We start from the raw sequence: 23,229 nt of genomic DNA, 5'->3' as shown, positions 1-23,229 counted from the left end.
CAAAAGGCCATTAGTCAGAAGTTCCAATTGGCCATTGATGGCCTTGGCAAAATTCGGCAATCTCCACGGTTTACCCGCCATAGAGCCGCCCATGCCCGACATCGCCCTAGACGATGACTCCCAGCACTCCCACGCCACACGCGAGCTGGTGCTGCGCCATCACCTGTGTTGGCGCCACCGGGACCTGGAGGGCGTGATGTCCTACTACCATCCGGATATCCAGTACCACGACTTCTTCCAGAACCGTGTCGTCGGTTTCGCCGACTTGCGCGACTACCTGCAAGCCAGCATGCCGCGCGAGGCCGACGAGGCGATCGAGCACACCGATCGCATCCGCGCCGATGGCGACACTGCGTTCATCCAGTACCGCATTACCTTGCGCGGCGGGCAGGGTTTGGTGTCGTTCCGTACCAGCGAGGCCATCACGGTGCGCGACGGGTTGATCTGGCGGGTCAACGAGTACGCCTCCCTGGTGCATGAGCAGCCAGCCCAGGCTGCGCGGCCTTCGGTCAGCCGCCTGGGCCTGTCGCCCCAGCAATTGGGGCATATGGCCAACGACCTGCAGCAGTATTTCGAACGCAAGCAACCCTATCTCGACCCGGAGCTGGACCTGCAGCGGGTTGCCAAGGAATGTGGCTACAGCCGCAACCAGATTTCCTACCTGCTCAACCAAGTGCTGGGGCAGAGCTTCTATCGCTATGTCAACCAGGCAAGGCTCCAGCATTTACTGGCCGCGCTGGACAAGGCCGTACCCCCGATAAAAATCGACGACCTGGCGTTTGCCGCAGGTTTCAATTCGCTGTCGGCGTTCTACAGTGCGTTTCGCCAGCACACGGGCCAGTCGCCCAAGGCCTACGTCAAACAAATTTCCCTGCGTGCACGCGCGCAAGACAGCCCCTGACAGCCCGCTCTAGGATCGACCCTATCGAAACGAGGTGGGGAACCTGGCATGTCGGCATGGCGCACGATCAGTTTATGGATGGACCAGTTGGACGACCCGCTGCAAGCGCGACCGGCGCTGTCGCATGACCTGGACGTCAACGTGGCCATCATCGGCGCCGGTTACACCGGGCTGTGGACCGCGTATTACCTGAAACGCCAGGCCCCCGAGCTGAAAATCGCCATCATCGAGGCACAGACCGCCGGCTTCGGCGCCTCCGGTCGCAATGGCGGCTGGCTGATGGGCAACCTGCTGGGGGAGGACCGCTTGCTCGCCGGCCTGAACCCCGAACAACGCCGCGCCTCGTTCGACCTGTTGCACGCCATCCCTGACGAAGTCGCCCAGGTGCTGGCGCGCGAAGGCATCGACTGTGACTACCGCAAGGGCGGCGCCTTGTACTGCGCCGCACGCTATCCCGAGCAGGAAGGCAGCCTGCGCCGCTACCTCGACAAACTCTATGCCCAGGGCCTGACCGAAGCCGACTACCGCTGGCTCGGCCCGCAGCAACTGGCCGAGCAGATCCGCATTGCCAAGCCGTATGGCGGCATTTATGCACCCCACGTCGCGACCATCAACCCCGCCAAGCTGGTGCGCAGCCTGGCGCGGGTGGTGGAGAACATGGGTGTAACGATCTACGAGAACAGCCCGGTTACCCACTGGCAATCCGGCAGCCTGCGCACCGCCAAGGCCAGTGTGCGCGCAGCCTGGGTGGTGCCGGCGGTGGAGGGCTACGCGAACACGTTGCCACTGCTGGGCCGTTACCAATTGCCGGTGCAGAGCCTGATCGTCGCCACGGAGCCCTTGCCAGCCAGTACCTGGGATGAAATCGGCCTCAGCCACGGCCAAGCCTTTGGCGAAAGCAGTCGCCAGGTCACCTACGGCCAGCGCACGGTGGACAACCGCCTGGTGTTCGGTGCGCGCGGCGGCTACCAGTTTGCCGGCAAGCTGCGCCACAACTTCGACTTGACCGACAGTGAGGTGGAGCTGCGTCGCTACCTGTTCGGCGAGCTGTTCCCGCAGCTCAAGCACGTGAGGATCAGCCATTCCTGGGGTGGCAACCTGGGCATGTCGCGCAATTTCCGCCCGCACATGCTCTGCGACCACAAGACCGGCATCGCGCTGTCTGGCGGGTATGGCGGGGAGGGCGTCGGTGCCACCAACCTGGGCGGCCGTACCCTGGCCGATTTGATCCTGGGCCACGACACCCCGCTGACCCACCAGCCCTGGGTCATCCGCGAGCGTGGCCTGGAGGCACTCAAGCCCTGGGAGCCCGAACCCTGCCGCTGGCTCGGCTACAACGCGATCATTCGCAGTTTTGTCCATGAAGACCAGGTGTTGGCCAACCCCAATACCGCCCCGTGGCGCCGCAAGCTGGCGACCGGCGTGGCCGGGTTCATGGAAGGTTTCATGCACTAAGCCGTTTCACTCACACGGGAAAACCCATGAGCATCACTCAATTCAAAGACACGCTGAACGCCCACCTGCCGGACTCGTCGCCCGTCGCCGTGCCGCTGGGTGAACCCATTGCCGTGGCCTCGACCCTGAGCGTCGAGCGCAACGACGGCGTCGAGACCGGCATCTGGGAGTGCACCCCCGGGCGCTGGCGTCGGCAGATCAAATCCCAGGAGTTTTGCCACTTTGTCCAGGGCCGCTGCACCTTCACCCCGGACACCGGTGAAATCGTCCACATAGAAGCCGGCGATGCACTGATGTTGCCGGTCAACAGCACCGGCATCTGGGATATCCAGGAGACCGTGCGCAAGACCTACGTATTGATTCTGTAACGCTTTGATCCTTGATCGCCTGCCATAAAAACAGCCCTAAAACCGCCAGGAAATCGAACCATGAAAGCCATTGCCCTGTTGCCCTTGATGTTGGTGGCCTCTATCAGCCAAGCCGCCGAGACGGTGAAAATCTACAACTGGTCGGACTACATTGCGCCGGACACCACCAAGAACTTCCAGAAAGAAACCGGCATCGGTTTCACCTACGACGTGTACGACAGCAATGAAACCCTCGACGGCAAGTTGATGACCGGTAAATCCGGCTACGACGTGGTGTTCCCGTCCAACCATTTCATGGCCCGGCAAATCCAGGGCGGCGCTTTGAAGAAACTCGACAAGAGCCAGTTGCCCAACTGGAAAAACCTCAACCCTGTGCTGCTCAAGGCCCTGGAAAACAACGACCCAGGCAATGCCCATGGCTTTCCGTACCTGTGGGGCAGCACCGGCATCGGCTACAACATCGACAAGGTCAAGGCGGTACTGGGCGACAACGCACCGGTCGATTCCTGGGACCTGATCTTCAAGCCCGAGAACATGGCCAAGCTGCAGAAATGCGGGGTGGCGATTCTGGATAATGGCCCGGAGCTGCTGCCGGCCGCGCTCAACTACCTGGGTTTGCCACATCACAGCAAGAAGCCCGAGGACTACAAAAGGGCTGAAGACCTGCTGATGAAAGTGCGACCTTATGTGGCGTACTTTCATTCCTCGAAATACACCGCGGACCTGGCCAACGGCGACATCTGCGTGGCGGTGGGCTTCTCTGGCGACATCCTGCAGGCTGAAAGCCGTGCCAAGGAAGCCAAGAACGGCGTGAACATCGGCTACAACATTCCCAAGGAAGGCGCTGCGATCTGGTTCGACATGGTCGCCATGCCCGCCGACGCGCCCAACGAAAAAGCCGGCTACGCATTCATGAACTACCTGTTGCGCCCGGAAGTGATGGCCAGCATCACCAACTACGTGCACTACGCCAACGGCAACCAAGCCGCCGACAGCCTGGTGGACCCGGCCATCAAGGCGGATACCAAGGTCTATCCGAGTCCGGAAATGATGGGCAAATTGTTCGCGTTGGAAGCGATGCCGTTGAATATCGACCGGGTGCGTACGCGCGTGTGGAACACCATCCGCACCGGGCGCTGAAGACCTGTTATAAATTGTGGTGAGCGGGCTTGTCCCGCGCTGGGGCGCGAAGCGGCCCCAATAAGATCACCGCGGTTATCCAGATAAACCGCGGCGTCTGGCCTTGGGGTTGCTGCGCAACCCAGCGCGGGACAAGCCCGCTCACCACATAAGCTGGCCTGCCACCGGTCAAGGGTTTTCCAGGTCATGCCCCAACGACTGGATAAACAACGAAAACAGCTCAGGCTGTGACGAGATATCCAGCTTCGCGTACAAGTGCCGACGGTGCACCTTCACCGTGTCCGGCGAGATGTTCAGGCGTTCGGCCATGGCCTTGGACGAGAACCCGCGCAGCACCAGGCGGGCGATTTCCAGTTCGCGGTCTGACAGCACGCCACAGCCGAATTGGCTCAACGCATCCCTGATCTGGCTGTCCATCGCCGGCGCGCGCTGGGTGCTTTGCTGCCAGTGCTGCTGCATCAGCGGCAATACCCAGGCGGCCACGGTGGTCATCAGCCCGGTCTCTTCAAAAGTGAAACGCCGCTGCATGCCCAATGACAGCGACAAGGTCCCTGCGCCCGGCAATTGCAGAATGAATTGCACCTCGTCTTCCAGCACGTTGTCGTGGAAGTAATTGAGGAAGTACTCACTCTGGCGAAAATGATCCGGCGCCACTTCCTCCAAGCGGTACACACCGCTGGCATAGCCCTCGCGGCACGCCTGGAAAAACGGGTCGAGCAGATACAGACCATTGAGGTACGCCAGCATCGACGCTGGCTTGCTGCTGGGTTGCGCGTCGTATTCTTCCAAGGCCTGGGGCGGGCCCTCCTGGGGGTAGAAGATCGCCAGGGCGTTATCGAAGGGCAGGCACTGGTGCAACAACAGCACCAGTTGTTTCCAGAAACGCTCGGTACCGATGTGCGCGACGGTGCGGCCCAGGCCGGCGTGCATCCCAACCTCCCGAAACAGGCTCATGTGACAGGCTCCCGCCAGCAAAAGATCGGCCAAGGGTTCGGCTTTTGCCGGGTGGCGTCAAGGGGAGTACGCCAATAGGGGAATTGGCTGACAAGCCGACGGCCATTACCGTCGGCATCATTCAACGGGAAACATATCCCGTGACTTCCAGACTTTTCGTTTCTGCCTCACACCAAGAACAACGACAGAGGATAACGATATGAGCACTTCCCCCACGCCCGACGGCGTGCTGAAACCCACCTTGAGTGTCTTCGATGTGGTCGCCATTACCGTGTCGGCGGTGACGCCGGCCAGTTCTGTATTCGTCATCGCGCCTTTCGCTATCCAGCAGGCCGGCAGCGGCGTGTTCCTCGCGTTTGTGATGGCCGGTTTGCTCGCGCTGATGTTTGCCTTTTGCTACGCCGAACTCGGCCGCGCCCACAACAGCGCCGGCGGTGAGTACGTGTACGCCAAGCGTGTGTTCGGTGGCATGGCCGGCTATGCGACGTTTCTCACCGTGCTGGTGATGTTGCTGTTTATCCCGCCGGTACTGGCCACGGGCGCGGCGACGTACCTGAATAACGCCCTCGGCACGACATTCGATTCCCAGACCGTCGCCCTGGTAATCGTGGTGTGCAGTTACGCCCTGGGCATCCTCAACATCAAGCTTAATGCCTGGATCACCGGCACCTGCCTGTTGCTGGAAGTGGCGGCCTTGCTGGTGATCGTGGTGATTGGTTTCGGCAACCCGGTGCAACCGGCCAGCGTGCTGTTCCAACCGCAGATCGTCGAAAACGGCGTGCTGCACCTGGCGCCGTGGGCCCTGGTGATCGGTGCCGTGGGCATCGGCCTGTTTTCCTACAACGGCTACGGCCCGGCGGTGTTGCTCGCCGAGGACATGAAATGCGGCGGCAAAGGTGTGCACAAGGCGGTGCTGTGGTCCCTTGGCCTGGTGGTGGTCATCGAACTGGTGCCAATCACCGCACTGTTGATCGGCGCGCCGTCCCTGAGCGAGATGATCAGCAGCCCGGACCCTATCGGCTACCTGTTGACCAGCCACGGCAATGAAACCTTGTCGCGCCTGGTCAGCGCCGGGATCTTCCTGTCGGTGTTCAATGCGATCGTCGCCATCGTGATCCAGATCGGCCGCGTGGTGTTCAGCAGTGGGCGTGATGCGCTGTGGACGCCGAGCATCAATAAGCTGTTCACGCGTATTCATCCGCGCTGGGATTCGCCGTGGTTGGCTACGCTGTTCCTGGCGATTCCTTCGGCGCTGCTGAGTTTCAGCTCCAACCTGGCTGACCTGACCTCGTTCAGCGTGCTGCTGATCATGCTGGTGTACCTGGTGGTGGCGTTGAGCGCGCTGATGAGCCGGGTGTTGCTGCGTGATCGCGAGCATCCCTATCGCATGCCGCTGTGGCCGCTACCGGCATTGCTCGCAGTACTGGGCGCGGGGTACCTGTTGGTCACCCTGGTGGCCGCCGCGTCGGTGCGGGACATCATGATTATCATCGGCCTGCTGGCACTGTCGGTGATCCTGTATTGCATCAGTGGCCGGTTGAGTCCGGTCTTCCAGAAATTGTAAGGAGTGGTTATGCGCGCACGTCAATTGGGCATTACGTTGGGCCTGGGCACGCCCGGTGAGTGGAACGCCATCACCGATGTGCCCGGCGTTCGGGTTGGTCATAGCACCCTCAAGGCGTGTATCGACGGCAAGCAGGTGCGCACTGGCGTCAGCGTGATCCAGCCGCGCGCGGGGGAGGCCCGCCTGCAACCGTGCTTTGCCGGGTACCACGTGCTCAATGGCAACGGTGATGCCACCGGTCTCGAGTGGGTCAGTGAAGCTGGGTTGCTGACCACGCCGCTGGCCATCACCAACACCCACAGCATCGGCACGGTACGCGACAGCCTGATCGCCCTGGAGCGCGAGCGCCTGGCGGACCCTGCGGTGTACTGGTGCATGCCGGTGGTGATGGAAACCTATGACGGCCTGCTCAACGATATCTGGGGCCAGCACGTCGGCCCCGAGCACGTGCGCGAAGCGGTGGGCAACGCCGAAACGGGGCCGGTGCAGGAAGGCGCGGTCGGCGGCGGCACCGGCATGATCTGCCACGAGTTCAAGGGCGGCATTGGCACAGCCTCGCGGCGCTTGCCGGCGGAGCAGGGCGGCTGGACCGTCGGCGTGCTGGTGCAAGCCAACCATGGCAAGCGCCAGGAACTGCGGGTGGATGGCTACCCGGTGGGGCGCCGGCTGATGGAGATTCCCTCGCCGTTCGCCGAGCAAGGCACACCGGGGATGGGCTCGATCGTGGTGATCCTGGCCACCGATGCGCCGTTGTTGCCGCACCAATGCCAACGCCTGGCGCAACGCGCATCGATCGGCATCGCCCGTACCGGTGGCGGCACCGAGGACTCCAGCGGCGACCTATTCCTGGCGTTTGCCACGGGCAACCAGGATTTGCCGCCGGCGGACTACGGACGCAAGCAGCTGCCCTTCAGCACAGCGTTGCAGATGGTCAACAACGACCATATCTCGCCGTTGTTCAGCGCTGCGGCGGAGGCGGTGGAAGAAGCCATTATCAATGCAATCCTGGCCGGGGAGGACATGCTCACCGATCACGGCGTCCTGGTGCCTGGCCTCAAGGGTGACACGTTACTGTCGGCACTCAGCAAGACGGGTTGGAGTGTGTCCCGGTAATAGGGGCCACTTGAAGTTATTAATACAAGTAATGGCTGTTTAATGTTGCCAATGACACCCTGGCAATATAGTGGATCCAATAACTAACAGCGCCGGTCAACTTGATCGGCGTTAGTGCTATTTAATATTTAAATAACGGGGCGCTGTTTTTTGTCGGACAAGCGCCACGCCGCCCAACAAACACGGACTGCAACTTCATTAAGTTGTAGGTTCGGCGGTTTTTAGTGCTGGAAAAGATGTAGACGAAAGATTTCAAGTTGTGTCAGTTTTCTTACGCCTTCAAAAGAGGCGAGTGATAGGACGATCTCGCCCGCGGGGTTCCTATCGATCAAAGACTGATGCACTTGCAAACAAGGAAGTACGTTTATGTCAAAAGTAAAAGACAAGGCTATCGTGTCGGCGGCGCAAGCCAGTACCGCTTACTCGCAAATCGATAGCTTCAGCCATCTGTATGACCGTGGCGGCAACCTCACGATCAATGGCAAACCCTCCTATACCGTTGACCAGGCGGCCACCCAGCTGCTGCGTGACGGCGCCGCGTACCGGGACTTTGACGGCAACGGCAAGATCGACCTGACCTACACCTTCCTGACGTCGGCCTCTTCGAGCACCATGAACAAACATGGCATCGCAGGCTTCAGCCAGTTCAACGCACAGCAAAAAGCACAGGCCGTATTGGCCATGCAATCCTGGGCGGACGTGGCCAACGTCACCTTCACCGAGAAAGCCACCGGCGGTGACGGTCACATGACCTTTGGCAACTACAGCAGCGGCCAGGACGGCGCTGCCGCCTTCGCCTACCTGCCCGGCACCGGCGCAGGCTACGACGGCACGTCGTGGTACCTGACCAACAACAGCTACACGCCAAACAAGACCCCGGACCTGAACAACTATGGCCGGCAAACCCTGACCCACGAAATCGGCCACACCCTGGGCCTGGCCCACCCTGGCGACTACAACGCCGGGAATGGCAACCCGACCTACAACGACGCGACCTATGGACAGGACACGCGCGGCTACAGCCTGATGAGCTACTGGAGCGAGAGCAACACCAACCAGAACTTCAGCAAAGGCGGGGTCGAGGCTTACGCGTCCGGCCCGCTGATCGACGACATCGCGGCGATCCAGAAGCTCTACGGCGCCAACTACAACACCCGCGCCGGCGACACCACCTACGGCTTCAACTCCAACACCGGGCGTGATTTCCTCAGCGCCACCTCCAATGCCGACAAGCTGGTGTTCTCGGTGTGGGACGGTGGTGGCAACGACACCCTGGACTTCTCCGGCTTCACCCAGAACCAGAAGATCAACCTCAATGAAGCGTCGTTCTCCGACGTTGGCGGCCTGGTGGGCAACGTGTCCATCGCCAAGGGCGTGACCATCGAGAACGCCTTCGGCGGCGCGGGCAATGACTTGATCATTGGCAACAACGCGGCCAACGTCATCAAGGGTGGGGCCGGCAACGACCTGATCTACGGCGGCGGCGGGGCGGACCAACTGTGGGGCGGCGCGGGCAACGACACCTTTGTGTTCGGTGCCAGCTCCGACTCCAAGCCTGGGGCTGCGGACAAGATCTTTGACTTTACCTCGGGTTCGGACAAGATCGACCTGTCCGGTATCACCAAGGGTGCAGGCCTGACCTTCGTCAATGCCTTCACCGGGCATGCCGGCGATGCTGTGCTGACCTACGCCGCAGGTACCAACCTGGGCACCTTGGCAGTGGACTTCTCCGGTCACGGCGTGGCGGATTTCCTCGTCACTACCGTCGGCCAGGCAGCGGTCAGCGACATCGTAGCGTGATACACGGGCGCGGCGCTTCGGCGCCGCGCTTTACGGCTGGAGCATGAAGATGCAGCGTTTTTTCACTTTGATCATTTGCATCGTGCAGGTGATGTTCGTGTCGGCAGGAGCCCACGCAATGGCGAGCAGTCTCGTATTACCCACCACCGCCCAGTTGGCCGGGCATTGGCAGTTGCACCAGCAGGGCCAAGTGTGTGCGCTGGACCTGTTGGAGCAGGCCAATGCCTTGGGCGGTGATGTGGCGTGCGTCGCGCAATGGTTGGGCGACAAGCCCCTGACCTGGACGCCAACACCGGACGGTATCTGGTTGATGAACGCCGAAGGCAGTGGCATTACCCACCTCAACCGGCAGAAGGAAGGCGAATATAAAGGGCGCACGCCCACCGGCCTGGAAGTTGTATTGCAACGTACGCCTTAGTTGCGGTTATAAGCTTATCACTTGATTTTATTAGTTGACCGCTCCGTGCATCGGGGCTGGGGCAACTATTGCGCGTAATTTGCTTCAGGGAAGATAAAAAGCCATGGCGAAGTTCCATGCCGTCGCGCCGTTATTCAAGGCGCTGGGTGAATACAAACGTATTTTGATCAGTGTGGGCTGTTTCACCGCATTGATTAACCTGTTGATGCTGGTGCCGTCGATTTACATGCTGCAAGTGTACGACCGCGTGCTGTCCTCCCAGAATGAAACCACCCTGGTGATGTTGACGCTGATGGTCGTGGGCTTCTTTGCCTTTATTGGCCTGCTGGAAGTGATCCGCAGTTTTATCGTGATCCGTATTGGCAGCCAGTTGGAGCGGCGCTTCAACTTGCGCGTCTACAAGGCCGCGTTTGAACGCAACCTGCAACGCGGCCAGGGGCACGCCGGACAGTCCCTGGGCGATTTGACCCATATCCGCCAGTTCATCACGGGGCCTGCGCTGTTCGCGTTTTTCGACGCGCCGTGGTTTCCCATCTACCTGTTTGTGATTTTCCTGTTCAACGTATGGCTGGGCGTGTTGGCCACGGCGGGTGCCGTGCTGCTGATCGGCCTGGCGTGCCTGAATGAATACCTGACCAAAAAGCCGTTGGGCGAAGCCAGCGGTTACTCCCAGCAATCCACGCAATTGGCCACCAGCCACTTGCACAACGCCGAAACCATCCAGGCCATGGGCATGCTCGGCGCGCTGCGCAGCCGCTGGTTTGCCGTGCACTCGCAGTTCCTCGGCCTGCAGAACGCGGCCAGCGATACCGGTTCGGTGATCACTTCCCTGAGCAAGTCCCTGCGCCTGTGCCTGCAGTCGTTGGTGTTGGGCCTGGGCGCACTGCTGGTGATCAGGGGCGACATGACTGCCGGGATGATGATCGCCGGCTCCATCCTGATGGGCCGGGTGTTGAGCCCCATCGACCAGTTGATTGCGGTGTGGAAGCAATGGAGTTCGGCCAAGCTGGCTTATCAACGCTTGGACGACTTGCTGCGTGAGTTTCCCCCGGAAGTCGAGCAGATGAAGCTGCCGACGCCCAAGGGCCAGGTCAGTTTCGAGCAGGTCAGTGCCGGACCGCCGGGGCGGCGTATGGCGACGTTGCACCAGGTCAGCTTTAACCTGAGCGCTGGTGAAGTACTGGGTGTGCTCGGCGCGTCGGGCTCCGGTAAGTCGACCCTGGCCCGTGTGCTGGTGGGGGTATGGCCGACGCTGGCCGGCACCGTGCGCCTGGACGGTGCCGACATTCACCGCTGGGACCGCGACGACCTTGGCCCGCATATCGGCTACCTGCCCCAGGACATCGAGCTGTTCAGCGGCAGCATTGCCGACAATATTGCGCGCTTTCGCGATGCCGACCCCGAGCAGGTGGTGCGTGCCGCGCAGCAGGCCGGCGTGCATGAACTGATCCTGCGCCTGCCCCAGGGCTACGACACGGTGCTTGGCGACAACGGCGGCGGCCTGTCCGGCGGCCAGAAACAACGCGTAGCCCTGGCCCGCGCGCTGTATGGCGGGCCACGCCTGATCGTGCTGGACGAGCCCAATTCGAACCTCGACACCGTCGGCGAGGCCGCCCTGGCCAGTGCCATCGTGCAGATGAAAGCCCAGGGCAGCAGCGTGGTGCTGGTGACCCATCGCTCCTCGGCGCTGGCCCAGGCCGACAAGCTGCTGGTGCTCAGCGACGGGCATCTGCAGGCGTTCGGGCCCAGCCAGGAAGTGCTGCGGGCATTGTCCGGCCAGCAGGAGGCGCCGAAGGAAAAACCCGGCGTGAGTTTCAGTCGTCAGTACCAGGCCGGAAGGAATCCAGGCGCATGAGCAGCATCACTGTTGAACCACGCTTCAAAGAACGCGACGCGCGGTTTTTCACGCGCATGGGTTGGCTGCTGACGCTGGTCGGTGCCGGTGGGTTTTTCTTGTGGGCCAGCCTGGCGCCCTTGGACCAGGGCATTCCGGTCCAGGGCACGGTGGTGGTGTCAGGCAAGCGCAAGGCTGTGCAGACCTTGAGCCCCGGCGTGGTCAGCCGGATCCTGGTGAAGGAGGGCGAGCATGTGAAACAGGGCCAGCCGCTGTTTCGTCTCGACCAGACCCAGCACCAGGCCGACGTGCAGTCCCTGCAAGCCCAGTACCGCATGGCCTGGGCCAGCGTGGCACGCTGGCAAAGCGAACGGGATAACCTCACCAGCATCCGCTTTCCCGCTGAACTGAGCGCCAATCCCGACCCGGCCCTGGCGTTGGTGCTTGAAGGCCAGCGCCAGTTGTTCAGCAGCCGTCGCGAAGCCTTTGCCCGCGAGCAGGCCGGCATTCGCGCGAATATCGACGGCGCCACGGCGCAGCTGGGCGGCATGCGCCGTGCCCGCAGTGACCTCACCGCCCAGGCGCAATCCCTGCGCGACCAACTGAGCAACCTGCAGCCCTTGGCAGACAACGGCTACATCCCGCGTAACCGGCTGATGGAGTACCAGCGCCAGTTGTCCCAGGTGCAGCAGGACTTGGCGCAAAACACCGGGGAAAGTGGCCGTGTCGAGCAGGGCATTCTTGAATCGCGCCTGAAATTGCAACAGCACAGCGAGGAATACCAGAAGGAAGTGCGCAGCCAACTGGCCGACGCGCAACTGCGCAGCCTGACCCTGGAACAGCAACTCACCTCGGCCGGGTTCGACCTGCAACACAGTGAAATCAATGCCCCGGCAGATGGCATCGCGGTCAATCTCAGTGTGCACACCGAGGGCGCCGTGGTGCGCGCCGGTGAAACCTTGCTGGAAATCGTGCCCCAGGGCACACGCCTGGAGGTGGAAGGGCACTTGCCGGTGCACTTGGTGGACAAGGTTGGCACGCACCTGCCAGTCGACATCCTGTTCACCGCCTTCAACCAGAGCCGCACCCCTCGGGTACCGGGGGAGGTCAGCCTGATTTCTGCCGACCAGATGCTCGACGAAAAGACCGGCGCGCCCTATTACGTGCTGCGCACCACGGTCAGCGACGCCGCGCTGGAAAAACTCCACGGCCTGGTGATCAAGCCCGGCATGCCCGCCGAGATGTTCGTGCGCACCGGCGAGCGCTCGTTGCTTAACTATCTGTTCAAGCCGCTGCTCGACCGCGCCGGCTCCGCGTTGACCGAGGAATAGACATGAAACCTGTGTTTATCGCCTTGTTGTTGACCTGCTCCACCGCCCAGGCGGCCATGGGCCCGTTCGATGTGTACGAGCAGGCCTTGCGTAATGACCCGGTGTTCCTCGGCGCGATCAAGGAGCGCGACGCCGGCCTGGAAAACCGCGCCATTGGCCGCGCTGGCCTGCTGCCCAAGCTGTCCTACAACTACAACAAGGGTCGCAACAATTCCCAGGCCACCTTGCCGGACGGGCGCGGAGGCAATTACCACGACGACCGCAACTACAACAGTTACGGCTCCACGTTCAGCCTGCAACAGCCGCTGTTCGACTACGAGGCTTACGCCAACTACCGCAAGGGCGTGGCCCAGGCGCTGTTTGCCGATGAGAGCTTTCGCGACAAGAGCCAGGCGCTGCTGGTGCGGGTGTTGAGCTATTACACCCAGGCATTGTTTGCCCAGGACCAGATCGATATCGCGCGTGCGAAGAAGAAGGCGTTCGAGCAGCAGTTCCAGCAGAACCGGCATTTGTTCCAGCAAGGCGAGGGCACCCGCACGGACATTCTCGAAGCCGAATCGCGCTACGAACTGGCCACCGCCGAAGAGATCCAGGCGCTGGATGAGCAGGATGCGTCTTTGCGCGAACTGGGCGCCTTGATCGGGGCGCAAAGCGTCAACATCGATGACCTGGCACCGCTGAACCAGGGTTTTGCCGCGTTCGCCCTGACCCCGGCCAACTACGACACCTGGCATGAACTGGCGATCAGCAACAACCCCACGCTGGCTTCCCAGCGGCAAGCCCTGGAAGTGGCGCGGTATGAAGTGGAGCGCAACCGCGCCGGGCACTTGCCCAAGGTCACGGCGTACGCCAGCTCGCGTCAGCAGGAGTCTGACAGCGGCAACACCTACAACCAGCGCTATGACACCAACACCATCGGCGTCGAAGTCAGCCTGCCGCTGTACGCCGGTGGCGGCATCTCGGCGTCGACCCGCCAGGCCAGCCGCGCCATGGAGCAGGCCGAGTACGAGCTTGAAGGCAAGACCCGCGAAACCCTGATTGAGCTGCGTCGACAGTTCAGCGCTTGTTTGTCGGGGGTGAGCAAGCTGAGGGCGTATCAGAAGGCTCTGGTGTCGGCGGAGGCGCTGGTGGTGTCGACCAAGCAAAGCATCCTGGGTGGGGAGCGGGTCAACCTCGATGCGCTGAACGCCGAGCAGCAGCTGTACAGCACCCGGCGTGATCTGGCGCAGGCGCGGTATGACTACTTGATGGCGTGGACCAAGTTGCATTACTACGCGGGCAACCTGCGCGATACGGACTTGGCCAAGGTGGATGAGGCGTTTGGGCGTTGATTGTAGGGTTTTACAACAATAAGAGAGGGATCGATATGGGTATGTTTGACTATAAAAGCCTCGGCACCGAGGGCTCTAAGGCGTTGTTTGCGGATGCAATGGCGATCACCTTGTACAGCTATCACAACCTGGATAACGGTTTTGCCGTGGGTTATCAGCACAATGGCCTGGGGCTGGGATTGCCGGCCACGTTGGTCGGGGCATTGCTGGGCAGCACGGATTCCCAGGGCGTGATCCCGGGCATCCCGTGGAACCCGGATTCGGAAAAAGCGGCATTGGACGCGGTGCAAAAGGCCGGCTGGACGCCGATCAGCGCCAATACCCTGGGCTATGACGGCAAGGTCGATGCGCGGGGTACGTTTTTCGGCGAGAAGGCGGGCTACACCACCGCCCAGGTCGAGGTGCTGGGCAAGTACGATGACGCTGGCAAATTGCTGGAAATCGGCATCGGTTTTCGCGGCACCTCCGGGCCTCGGGAGACCTTGATCAGCGACTCCATCGGCGACCTGGTCAGCGACTTGCTCGCGGCGCTAGGGCCCAAGGACTACGCGAAGAATTACGTGGGCGAGGCCTTTGGCGGCTTGCTCAAGAACGTGGCTGACTACGCCAGCGCCCATGGCTTGAGCGGCAAGGATGTGGTGGTCAGCGGCCATAGCCTGGGCGGCCTCGCGGTCAATAGCATGGCGGACCTGAGTACCGATAAGTGGGCCGGCTTCTACAAGGACGCCAACTACGTGGCCTACGCATCGCCCACCCAGAGCGCCGGCGACAAGGTGCTCAATATCGGCTACGAGAACGACCCGGTATTCCGTGCGCTGGATGGCTCATCGTTCAACCTGTCGTCACTGGGCGTGCACGACAAGCCCCATGAGTCGACCACCGACAATATCGTCAGCTTCAACGACCACTACGCCTCGACGCTGTGGAATGTGCTGCCGTTTTCCATCGTCAACCTGCCGACCTGGATCTCGCACCTGCCTACCGGCTATGGCGATGGCATGACGCGCATTCTCGAATCGGGCTTTTATGAGCAGATGACCCGTGACTCCACGGTGATTGTCGCCAACCTGTCTGACCCGGCGCGGGCCAACACCTGGGTGCAGGACCTCAACCGCAACGCCGAGCCGCACAAGGGCAATACCTTCATCATTGGCAGTGACGGCAATGACTTGATCCAGGGGGGGAAGGGCGCAGACTTTATCGAAGGCGGCAAGGGCAATGACACGATCCGTGATAACAGCGGGCATAACACCTTTTTGTTCAGCGGGCACTTTGGCCAGGACCGAGTGATCGGGTACCAGGCGACGGACAAATTGGTGTTCAAAGGGGTGGAGGGGAGTGTGGATTACCGTGAGCACGGCGGGGATACGGTGATCAGTGTTGGGGGGGATACGGTGACGTTGGTGGGCGTGAGTGGGGGGCTGGGCGAGGTGGTGATCGGGTAGGGCTGGAATGGGCGGGCTTTCTGCGGCGGTGGGGATGTGCAATTTTGATGGGGCTGCTGCGCAGCCCCGCGCGGGGCAAGCCCGCTCACCACAGCAAGCCCGCTTTGGGGGGGATCAGTTTTCCTTGCGCACGGTGGCCACGTCGTCGGCCTTGACCCGTACACGCTTGCCGGCGATGTCGGTGAATTCGTAGAAGCCGTCGGCGGTCTTGGTTTTTGGGGTGTCCTTGGTCAAATACTGTGTGCCGTTTTGCAGTGTAACTACGGTTTGCGTTGCGCAACCGGCCAATACCAGAAAAGTGAGTGCAACCAGTGGCAGCCCCAAATTCTTCATGTTCATAACCCTTACCTTAACCTTGAAAAGTCCCACGCCAGAGGCCGCGGGCAACAAATGTTACGCCATCAACTCCCCCATCTGATCACTTTTATGCAAAAAGTTGCAGACGCCATTTATCTGTTACCGATTGCAACCTGGCATTGGCGACGGCACTCTGTATGCATAACCAGTATTTGATCGCTGCGCACCATGGCCAATCCCCTCGAAGAACCGCTCTATTACCTGCATAACTTCCGCCAGGTCCTGCAATGGCTGGGGCAGCGCTATGCAGACTTGCTCGATCCTGACGAAGCGCATTTCATTCAGCAATTTGACAGGTTGCCGCAGGCGTCCCAGGCGTTGTTGGTGCGCATGGTAATGCGCAAGGGTGTGCATTTTCGTGCGGGCAAGCTCAATTACCTGGAGATCGGTTGCCCCCATGCGGCAGCTGAGCCACTGCTGGCACTGGGCTGGGTGGATAACGAATGCCTGCTGGCCTTTGAAGAGCTGTTCGCCTTGCTGCAAAAAGGCGAGCTTCTCGCAACGTTCAAGCCCTGGATCGACCAGCCCAAGGGTAACAAAGCCGATTGGCTGGCAGGGTTGTCGGCGCACTTCACCGACAGCCGCTGCTTTGCCAACTGGTGCCCTGATCTGGCCGACACGTTGTACAGCCTCACCGTGATGGAACTGTGCGATCGCCTGCGCTTGATGTTCTTTGGCAACCTGCATCAGGACTGGTCCGAGTTCGTGCTGGCGGACCTGGGCATCTACACCTACGAAAAAGTCGAGTTCTGCGCCGAATCCCGGGGTTTGCGCAGCCGTGACGACGTGCTGGACTTTTTGTTCCTGCACCAGTGCCAGCAGGCCTTTGAAACCGGTGACGCACTGGAGGCGGTATTGGCCCAGGTTGCAACGCTGCAAACGGACAACCCCTGGCTGGAAAAACGCCGGGCCAAGCTGTTGTTCCAGGTGGGCCAATATTGCGAGCGCACGGCCGAATTGGCGCTGGCGGAGCGCATCTATCGCACCTGCGCCTACCCCGGCGCCCGCTCACGGTTGATCCGCGTGCTGGAACGCCAGGAGGACTACGTGCAAGCCATGGCCCTGGCGAACACCGCCCAACAAGCCCCGGAAAGCGCCGCCGAACAGCAGCACTTGCTTCGCGTGATGCCACGCCTGCGGCGCAAACTCGGCGAGCCGGCCTTGCCCAAGGTCAAGCCCCGGCCCGTCACGCGCCTGGACCTGGACCTCGCGCTCCCGGAACCGTTGATGTCGGTGGAATACTGCGTGCAGGCGCACCTCAGCGAGCCCGATGGGCCGGTGCACTACGTTGAGAATGGGCTGATCAATTCGCTGTTCGGCCTGCTGTGCTGGGACGTGATCTTTGCACCCTTGCCGGGATCGTTTTTTCACCCGTTCCAGCGCGGGCCGGCGGATTTGCACAGCGAAGACTTCCACCCGCGCCGCGCGCCACTGTTCGCCGCCTGTTTCGAGCAACTGCAGGACGAGCGCTACAAAACCACCATCCGCCAGCGCTACAGCGAAAAGTGGGGGATCCAGTCGCCCTTCGTGTTCTGGAACCTGCTCAGCGAAGACCTGCTGGAACAGGCCCTGGCCTGTCTGCCCGCCGAACACCTGCGCTACTGGTTTGAACGGCTGCTGCTGGACATTCGCGCCAACCGCGCCGGCATGCCAGACCTGATCCAGTTCTGGCCGGCGCAAAAGACCTACCGCATGATCGAGGTCAAGGGTCCCGGCGATCGCCTGCAAGACAACCAACTGCGCTGGCTGGAGTTCTGTGGCGAATACCAGATGCCGGTGACCGTCTGCTATGTGCGCTGGGCAGCGTCCGCTTGAGCTACAGCGTTGCCGTGCGTGCGCTGTGTGAATTCACGGCCAAGGTCGGTGACCTCGACCTGCGCTTCACGCCATCACCCAGCGCCCAGGAAGGTATTGTCGGCCATCGCACCGTCGCCTCACGGCGCAGCCAGCACTACCAGAATGAAGTGGCGCTCGAGGGTGTGTATCAGCAATTGACGGTGCGGGGCAGGGCAGACGGGTACGACCCGGACGCCAACCGCCTGGAAGAAGTGAAGACCTATCGCGGCGACCTCGACGCCCAGCCCGCCAACCATCGGCAACTGCATTGGGCCCAGGTCAAAGTGTATGGCTGGTTGATGTGCCGGAAACTCGGTCTTTCCGAGATCGACCTGGCGCTGGTGTACTTCGATATCGTCGGCGAAGGCGAGACGCTGCTCAACCAACGCTTCCACGCCAGCGAACTGGAGCCGTTCTTCAACCAGCAATGCGCGCTGTTCCTCGGTTGGGCCCAGCAGGAAATGGCGCACCGCCAAGCGCGCAACAGCGCCGCGCAGACCCTGGCATTCCCCCATGCCGGCTTCCGCCCTGGCCAGCGCTCGCTTGCGGAGACGGTGTACAAGGCCGTCAGCACCGGCCGCTGCCTGATGGCCCAGGCGCCTACCGGCATCGGCAAGACCATCGGCACGATTTTCCCCTTGCTCAAGGCCCTGGCGCCCCAGCGACTGGACAAGCTGTTCTTCCTCACCGCCAAGACCCCCGGCCGCAAACTCGCCCTGGATGCTGCCGACGTGCTGTATGCCAGCAGCCCCGACCTGCCACTGCGCGTGCTGGAATTGGTGGCGCGCGACAAAGCCTGCGAACACCTCGACAAAGCCTGTCACGGTGATTCCTGCCCGTTGGCCAAGGGTTTCTACGACCGTTTGCCCGCCGCACGCATCGCCGCGTCCAAGGTGCGCCTGCTCGACCAGCGCAACCTGCGCGACGTCGCCCTGGCCCATGACGTCTGCCCCTATTACCTGAGCCAGGAAATGGCGCGCTGGGCCGACCTGGTGGTTGCCGACTACAACTACTATTTCGACTTTGGCGCCATGCTGTTCGGCCTGGCCCAGCTCAATCAATGGCGGGCGGCGGTGCTGGTGGACGAGGCGCACAACCTGGTCGAACGGGCCCGCTCGATGTACAGCGCCAGCCTTGACCAGTACCACCTCAAGACCCTGCGCGACACCGCTCCCGAGCCGTTGAAGAAACCCTTGCAGCGCCTCAACCGTGAGTGGAATGCGCTGCACAAGGACCAGCTCGCGCCCTACCAGGCCTATGCCGCCCGCCCGGAAAAACTGCTGCAGGCCCTGAGCCTGTGCGCCAGCAGTATGGGCGAATATTTCAATGACCATCCCGAGTCACTGAGTGGCGACCTGCAAGCCTTCTATTTCGACGTGCTGCAATTTGCCAAAGTCGCCGAGCTATTCAATGAACACTTCATCTTCGATATCAGCAAGCGTCAGCTCAGTGGCAAGCGCAGCAGCTCGACCCTGTGCCTGCGCAACGTGGTGCCCGCCGAATTCATCCGCCCACGATTGACCGCTGCCCGTAGCAGCGTGCTGTTTTCCGCAACCCTGAGCCCGCGGCATTACTACGCCGACTTGCTGGGTTTGCCAGCCGACACGGCATGGGTCGATGTGGAGTCACCGTTCAAGGCCGAGCAATTGCAGGTGCGCATCGTCGATGAAATCTCCACGCGTTTCGTGCATCGCCATGCCTCCCTGGAACCCATCGTTGAGCTGATCGCCCGCCAGTACACCGGGCAGCCTGGCAACTACCTGGCGTTCTTCTCAAGCTTTGATTACCTGCAACAAGTGGCGCAGTTGCTGGCCGAGCGACATCCGCAGATCACACGGTGGCAGCAGTCACGCGGCATGGCCGAAGCCGAGCGCCAGGCATTTCTCGACCAATTCACCGAACACAGCCAGGGCATTGGTTTTGCTGTGCTCGGCGGCGCCTTCGGCGAAGGCATCGACCTGCCCGGCGCCCGCTTGATCGGCGCCTTCATCGCCACCCTCGGTTTACCCCAACTCAACCCGGTCAATGAGCAGATGAAACTGCGCATGGGCGCGATATTCGGTGCAGGCTACGACTACACCTACCTGTACCCCGGCATCCAGAAGGTGGTACAGGCCGCGGGCAGGGTGATCCGCAGCCAGCAGGACCGTGGCGTGGTGATGTTGATCGATGACCGCTTCGGCGAAGCGCGGGTACGCCAGTTGTTGCCACGCTGGTGGGCGGTTGCATGAGTTATTCCCGCCATCAATGATGCTGGTGGCCTTGTGAGCAATGCCGCACGCTGGGCAAAACCTTCGAAAAGGTTATGCCCATGAGCCCGCAATTAATCCTCGTCAACGGTATTGAGTTAAGCGTCCACATAGCGGGCCCCGAACACGGCTCGCCGATTTGGCTGTTGCACGGTTTTCCGGAGTGCTGGCATTCCTGGCGCGAGCAGATTCCTGCCCTGGCGGCGGCAGGCTATCGGGTGTTTGCCCCGGAAATGCGCGGCTACGGCCAATCAAGTTCGCCGGCAGAAGTTGCCGACTATGAGTTGCTGACGCTGTGTGGCGATATCCAGCAGGCCATGGACCATTTTGGCCATGCGCAGGTGGTGATGGTCGGCCACGACTGGGGCGCGGTCGTGGCCTGGCACCTGGCGTTGCTCGAACCTGAGCGGGTCAGGCGCTTGATCACAATGTCGGTGCCTTTCGCCGGGCGCGCACGGCGGCCGGTGATTGAAATCATGCGCGAGCTCTACGCCGACCGCTTCAACTACATCCTGTATTTCCAGGAACCGGGCGTAGCCGAACAGGAATTGAACGCCGATGTCGAGCGTACCTTGCGCTTGTTCATGCAGGACCAGGATGTGTTCCTGCAAAGCAAACCGGCGAACGCCAGGCTGCTTGAAGGCGTCGCAGCCCCCGGCGCCTTGCCGCAGTGGTGTTCCCAGGCGGATTTGGATATCTACGTGCAAACCTTCGCCGAGCATGGGTTTCGCGGCCCGCTGAATTGGTACCGCAACTTCGAGCGCAACTGGCAACGCACCGAACGCCTGGCGGGCAGGCAGGTGCTGCAACCCACGCTGTTCCTGATCGGCGACCGCGACCCGGTGGGGGTCTTCGAAGCCCACACGCTCAAGCGCATGCCTGACTCAGTGCCCAAGCTTGAGCAGCACGTGCTGCCCAACTGCGGGCACTGGATCCAGAACGAGCAGGGGCAGCGGGTCAACGCGCTGATGCTCGGGTTTCTAGGGAAAACCTGAAGGTTGCCCCCCGACCCGGTTGATCCACCAGGCGAATGCTGCGCCCGTGCAGTTGCAGGATACGGTGCACGATGCGCAAGCCCAGGCCGCCGTCACGGCGGGCGCCGCCGATAGTAAACGCACGCAGGAACAGGCCTTCGCGCAGTTCCACGTCGATGCCCGGGCCGCTGTCGCTGACCGTGACGGCCACGGCGTTGGTTTCGGGCGACAGGATGACTTCGATTTCGCCGTTGACCGGCGTATGGCGCAGCGCGTTATCCAGCAGGTTGGTAAGCACCCGTTCGATCAGGCCCAGGTCAGCAAACACGGTGGGCACCTGCGGTGGCAGGGTGGCGGTGAGCGTGACGGCACGTGCTTCGGCGGTCAGTTCGAATTTCTGGAAGATGTCTTGCACCAGGTCCGGCAATGAAAAGCCTTCGATCACCGGCTGTACAAAGCCATGCTCCAGGCGCACCAACTCCAGCAACGACTGGGCGAGGCCGCCGACTTTGCGGCTCTGGTCCAGGGCGATGCCGAGGTAGCGGCGACGTTCCTCTGGGCTCAGGCTCGCGTCCTTGAGTGACAGGGTTTCCAGGTAGCCATGCAACGAGGCCAACGGTGTGCGCAGGTCATGGGAGATATTCGCGACCATTTCCCGTCGTTCCTGATCCTGATGGGTGATGGCGCGCCATTGCTCGCCCAGGCGGTTTTCCATTTGCACGAAGGCGTGGTCGAGTACGGCAATTTCATCGCCGCTGTTCAGTTCGGTCGCAATCGGCTCGGCCGGTTTGGGCGCGCCGTTGATGTCGAACTGGCCGACTTTGTCGGTGAGCTGGCGCAACGGCCGGGTGATCCAGGCAAATGCGATCAGGCCGGCCATCAGGCAGAGCAGGGCGACCAGGCCGATGGACCAGAGTGCAATCTTCAACGCCATGCCGGTCGCATCCTTGGCGTCGTACACGTCGTGGGCTTCACCGAGCAGCACCACATACAGAAAGCCGGCCTGCTGGCCGCCGACCTTGAGCGGTGCCGCGCTGAATACCTTACGCCCATCGACGCTGCGCGGGTCGTCACCGAGGATTGGTAGCATCGCGCCGCTGAGAAAGCGCCGAATCGGCGTCAGGTCCACCTGGTCACGCAGCATATGCCCCTTGGGTGCGGCGTTGCCGACCACACGGCCGTCGATGTCGAGCAGGTACACCTCGACGCTGGGGTTGACCAGCATCAGCTGGCTGAACAGGTTGCGCACCGCGTCGGGCTTGAGGCCGTCGGCGTCCATCAGTTGGGTGTCGCGGGCAATATGCGCTGCCAGGTCGCGGGACAGGCCTTGCACCACTTCCAGTTCGTGCATGTGGTTGGAGCGCACTTGCAGCCAGGCCGAGGTGCCGCAGCAAATCAGCAGTAATACGGCGAACACCACCGACAGGCGCTGGGTCAGGCTGAGCTTCATGGCGGGCTCTCGGCAAACTTGTAGCCACGGCCCCACACCGTGAGGATGCGTGCCGGGTTGGCCGGGTCAATTTCAACCTTGGCGCGCAGGCGGTTGATGTGGGTGTTGACCGTGTGTTCATACCCTTCGTGGCTGTAGCCCCACACCGCGTTGAGCAGGTCCATGCGCGAAAACACTTTGCCCGGCTGCCGCGCGAAGAAGTACAGCAGGTCGAATTCCCGTGGTGTGAGGTCCAGGCGCTGGCCTTGCAGGGTGGCGTCGCGGGTCAGCGGGTTGATGAACAATGGGCCGAGGTCGAGGCTGCCGGCGTCCATTTTCAGGTTGCGTGCCATGGCGTCCACACGGCGCAACAGCGCCTTCACGCGGGCCACCAGTTCCGGCATGGAGAATGGCTTGGCCAGGTAATCATCCGCGCCCAGCTCCAGGCCAAGGATGCGGTGCAATTCGCTGGAGCGTGCACTGGTGATGATGATCGGCGTGTAGCGCGTCATGGCGCGGGCGCGCCGGCAGATTTCCAGGCCATCGACGCCGGGCAGCATCAGGTCGAGGATCAGCGCATCCCAGCCACCTTGCTCCAGCAGGCGCAGGCCTTCGTTGCCGTCGGCGCTGTGCACCACCTCGAACTGTTCATCACGCAAGTGCAGGCAGATGAGGTCGGCAATATGGGCATCGTCCTCGACCACCAGGACACGTTTGGGCTGATCCATGT

General features: G+C 61.7%; 19 protein-coding genes. 15 read left to right on the top strand and 4 right to left on the bottom strand.

The features are described 5' to 3' along the window. The first annotated feature begins 91 nt into the window (after positions 1-91). Genes AC0IYN_RS26395 through AC0IYN_RS26380 form a run of 4 tightly spaced genes read left to right on the top strand, consistent with a single transcriptional unit; the run spans position 92 to position 3,864 of the window. Positions 92-901, top strand: coding sequence for a helix-turn-helix transcriptional regulator (locus AC0IYN_RS26395; protein WP_406598893.1), 810 nt, complete (start codon positions 92-94; stop codon positions 899-901). A gap of 48 nt (positions 902-949) precedes the next feature. After that, positions 950-2,356, top strand: coding sequence for an NAD(P)/FAD-dependent oxidoreductase (locus tag AC0IYN_RS26390; protein ID WP_406598894.1), 1,407 nt, complete (start codon positions 950-952; stop codon positions 2,354-2,356). Between the two features lie 26 nt (positions 2,357-2,382). Further along, positions 2,383-2,724, top strand: coding sequence for a cupin domain-containing protein (locus AC0IYN_RS26385; RefSeq protein WP_457240023.1), 342 nt, complete (start codon positions 2,383-2,385; stop codon positions 2,722-2,724). Between the two features lie 60 nt (positions 2,725-2,784). Continuing rightward, the gene (locus tag AC0IYN_RS26380) at positions 2,785-3,864 is read left to right on the top strand and encodes a polyamine ABC transporter substrate-binding protein (protein ID WP_471844049.1); all 1,080 of its coding nucleotides are present in this window, start codon (positions 2,785-2,787) and stop codon (positions 3,862-3,864) included. 168 nt (positions 3,865-4,032) lie between these two features. On the opposite strand, the gene AC0IYN_RS26375 is transcribed toward AC0IYN_RS26380, so the two are convergent. Then, positions 4,033-4,818: a helix-turn-helix transcriptional regulator gene (locus tag AC0IYN_RS26375; RefSeq protein ID WP_457247721.1), complete on the bottom strand. Its 786-nt coding sequence runs from the start codon at positions 4,816-4,818 to the stop codon at positions 4,033-4,035. A 199-nt stretch (positions 4,819-5,017) separates the two neighbouring features. Here AC0IYN_RS26375 and AC0IYN_RS26370 point away from each other — a divergent pair, with 199 nt between their 5' ends. The 8 genes from AC0IYN_RS26370 to AC0IYN_RS26335 all read left to right on the top strand — a co-directional run bounded on the left by AC0IYN_RS26370 (position 5,018) and on the right by AC0IYN_RS26335 (position 15,654). Beyond that, positions 5,018-6,382 (top strand): APC family permease, encoded by a 1,365-nt coding sequence (locus AC0IYN_RS26370; RefSeq protein WP_406598897.1) that lies wholly within the window; start codon positions 5,018-5,020, stop codon positions 6,380-6,382. 9 nt (positions 6,383-6,391) lie between these two features. Continuing rightward, the gene (locus AC0IYN_RS26365; protein WP_406598898.1) at positions 6,392-7,495 is read left to right on the top strand and encodes a DmpA family aminopeptidase; all 1,104 of its coding nucleotides are present in this window, start codon (positions 6,392-6,394) and stop codon (positions 7,493-7,495) included. 366 nt (positions 7,496-7,861) lie between these two features. After that, on the top strand, positions 7,862-9,295 hold the full coding sequence (locus AC0IYN_RS26360; protein ID WP_078048413.1) for a serralysin family metalloprotease: 1,434 nt from the start codon (positions 7,862-7,864) through the stop codon (positions 9,293-9,295). A gap of 49 nt (positions 9,296-9,344) precedes the next feature. Beyond that, complete coding sequence (locus AC0IYN_RS26355; protein WP_078048414.1) at positions 9,345-9,713, top strand: protease inhibitor Inh/omp19 family protein; 369 nt, start codon at positions 9,345-9,347, stop codon at positions 9,711-9,713. Positions 9,714-9,816: 103 nt separating this feature from the next. Further along, complete coding sequence (locus AC0IYN_RS26350; protein WP_457267573.1) at positions 9,817-11,568, top strand: type I secretion system permease/ATPase; 1,752 nt, start codon at positions 9,817-9,819, stop codon at positions 11,566-11,568. Further along, a complete protein-coding gene (locus AC0IYN_RS26345; protein WP_406598900.1) occupies positions 11,565-12,878 on the top strand; it encodes an HlyD family type I secretion periplasmic adaptor subunit in 1,314 nt (437 codons plus the stop codon). The genes AC0IYN_RS26350 and AC0IYN_RS26345 overlap by 4 nt, the downstream gene beginning before the upstream one ends. 2 nt (positions 12,879-12,880) lie before the next feature. Further along, positions 12,881-14,209 carry a TolC family outer membrane protein gene (locus AC0IYN_RS26340; RefSeq protein ID WP_457267571.1) on the top strand — a complete coding sequence of 443 codons (1,329 nt, stop codon included), beginning with the start codon at positions 12,881-12,883 and terminating at the stop codon, positions 14,207-14,209. Between the two features lie 35 nt (positions 14,210-14,244). Further along, a complete protein-coding gene (locus AC0IYN_RS26335) occupies positions 14,245-15,654 on the top strand; it encodes a polyurethane esterase (protein WP_471844043.1) in 1,410 nt (469 codons plus the stop codon). Positions 15,655-15,768: 114 nt separating this feature from the next. On the opposite strand, the gene AC0IYN_RS26330 is transcribed toward AC0IYN_RS26335, so the two are convergent. Beyond that, positions 15,769-15,993: a YgdI/YgdR family lipoprotein gene (locus tag AC0IYN_RS26330; protein ID WP_406598903.1), complete on the bottom strand. Its 225-nt coding sequence runs from the start codon at positions 15,991-15,993 to the stop codon at positions 15,769-15,771. 186 nt (positions 15,994-16,179) lie between these two features. Between AC0IYN_RS26330 and AC0IYN_RS26325 the strand changes: the two genes are divergently transcribed. From AC0IYN_RS26325 to AC0IYN_RS26315, 3 genes are all read left to right on the top strand, one after another. After that, positions 16,180-17,826 carry a VRR-NUC domain-containing protein gene (locus AC0IYN_RS26325; RefSeq protein WP_471844041.1) on the top strand — a complete coding sequence of 549 codons (1,647 nt, stop codon included), beginning with the start codon at positions 16,180-16,182 and terminating at the stop codon, positions 17,824-17,826. Then, positions 17,823-20,078 carry an ATP-dependent DNA helicase gene (locus AC0IYN_RS26320; RefSeq protein ID WP_471844039.1) on the top strand — a complete coding sequence of 752 codons (2,256 nt, stop codon included), beginning with the start codon at positions 17,823-17,825 and terminating at the stop codon, positions 20,076-20,078. Before AC0IYN_RS26325 ends, AC0IYN_RS26320 begins: the two co-directional genes overlap by 4 nt. 80 nt (positions 20,079-20,158) lie before the next feature. After that, positions 20,159-21,091 carry an alpha/beta fold hydrolase gene (locus AC0IYN_RS26315; RefSeq protein ID WP_457240015.1) on the top strand — a complete coding sequence of 311 codons (933 nt, stop codon included), beginning with the start codon at positions 20,159-20,161 and terminating at the stop codon, positions 21,089-21,091. On the opposite strand, the gene AC0IYN_RS26310 is transcribed toward AC0IYN_RS26315, so the two are convergent. Together AC0IYN_RS26310 and AC0IYN_RS26305 are read right to left on the bottom strand one after the other, a co-directional pair. Continuing rightward, entirely contained in the window at positions 21,054-22,520 is a 1,467-nt protein-coding gene (locus AC0IYN_RS26310) for a sensor histidine kinase (protein WP_471844036.1), read from the bottom strand. The genes AC0IYN_RS26315 and AC0IYN_RS26310 overlap by 38 nt on opposite strands. After that, positions 22,517-23,227 carry a response regulator transcription factor gene (locus AC0IYN_RS26305; protein ID WP_252992300.1) on the bottom strand — a complete coding sequence of 237 codons (711 nt, stop codon included), beginning with the start codon at positions 23,225-23,227 and terminating at the stop codon, positions 22,517-22,519. Before AC0IYN_RS26305 ends, AC0IYN_RS26310 begins: the two co-directional genes overlap by 4 nt. Positions 23,228-23,229 lie beyond the last annotated feature (2 nt).

The sequence above is a fragment of the Pseudomonas sp. AC112 genome, from assembly GCF_979253545.1.
Note: the sequence above shows the minus strand (reverse complement) of the source record. Positions and strands in the feature narration are given on the sequence as shown.

Coding starts and splice junctions, on each gene's coding strand:
- AC0IYN_RS26395 (WP_406598893.1), top strand. CDS start 92: ATGCCCGACATCGCCCTAGACGATGACTCCCAGCACTCCCACGCCACA.
- AC0IYN_RS26390 (WP_406598894.1), top strand. CDS start 950: ATGTCGGCATGGCGCACGATCAGTTTATGGATGGACCAGTTGGACGAC.
- AC0IYN_RS26385 (WP_457240023.1), top strand. CDS start 2,383: ATGAGCATCACTCAATTCAAAGACACGCTGAACGCCCACCTGCCGGAC.
- AC0IYN_RS26380 (WP_471844049.1), top strand. CDS start 2,785: ATGAAAGCCATTGCCCTGTTGCCCTTGATGTTGGTGGCCTCTATCAGC.
- AC0IYN_RS26375 (WP_457247721.1), bottom strand. CDS start 4,818: ATGAGCCTGTTTCGGGAGGTTGGGATGCACGCCGGCCTGGGCCGCACC.
- AC0IYN_RS26370 (WP_406598897.1), top strand. CDS start 5,018: ATGAGCACTTCCCCCACGCCCGACGGCGTGCTGAAACCCACCTTGAGT.
- AC0IYN_RS26365 (WP_406598898.1), top strand. CDS start 6,392: ATGCGCGCACGTCAATTGGGCATTACGTTGGGCCTGGGCACGCCCGGT.
- AC0IYN_RS26360 (WP_078048413.1), top strand. CDS start 7,862: ATGTCAAAAGTAAAAGACAAGGCTATCGTGTCGGCGGCGCAAGCCAGT.
- AC0IYN_RS26355 (WP_078048414.1), top strand. CDS start 9,345: ATGCAGCGTTTTTTCACTTTGATCATTTGCATCGTGCAGGTGATGTTC.
- AC0IYN_RS26350 (WP_457267573.1), top strand. CDS start 9,817: ATGGCGAAGTTCCATGCCGTCGCGCCGTTATTCAAGGCGCTGGGTGAA.
- AC0IYN_RS26345 (WP_406598900.1), top strand. CDS start 11,565: ATGAGCAGCATCACTGTTGAACCACGCTTCAAAGAACGCGACGCGCGG.
- AC0IYN_RS26340 (WP_457267571.1), top strand. CDS start 12,881: ATGAAACCTGTGTTTATCGCCTTGTTGTTGACCTGCTCCACCGCCCAG.
- AC0IYN_RS26335 (WP_471844043.1), top strand. CDS start 14,245: ATGGGTATGTTTGACTATAAAAGCCTCGGCACCGAGGGCTCTAAGGCG.
- AC0IYN_RS26330 (WP_406598903.1), bottom strand. CDS start 15,993: ATGAACATGAAGAATTTGGGGCTGCCACTGGTTGCACTCACTTTTCTG.
- AC0IYN_RS26325 (WP_471844041.1), top strand. CDS start 16,180: ATGGCCAATCCCCTCGAAGAACCGCTCTATTACCTGCATAACTTCCGC.
- AC0IYN_RS26315 (WP_457240015.1), top strand. CDS start 20,159: ATGAGCCCGCAATTAATCCTCGTCAACGGTATTGAGTTAAGCGTCCAC.
- AC0IYN_RS26310 (WP_471844036.1), bottom strand. CDS start 22,520: ATGAAGCTCAGCCTGACCCAGCGCCTGTCGGTGGTGTTCGCCGTATTA.
- AC0IYN_RS26305 (WP_252992300.1), bottom strand. CDS start 23,227: ATGGATCAGCCCAAACGTGTCCTGGTGGTCGAGGACGATGCCCATATT.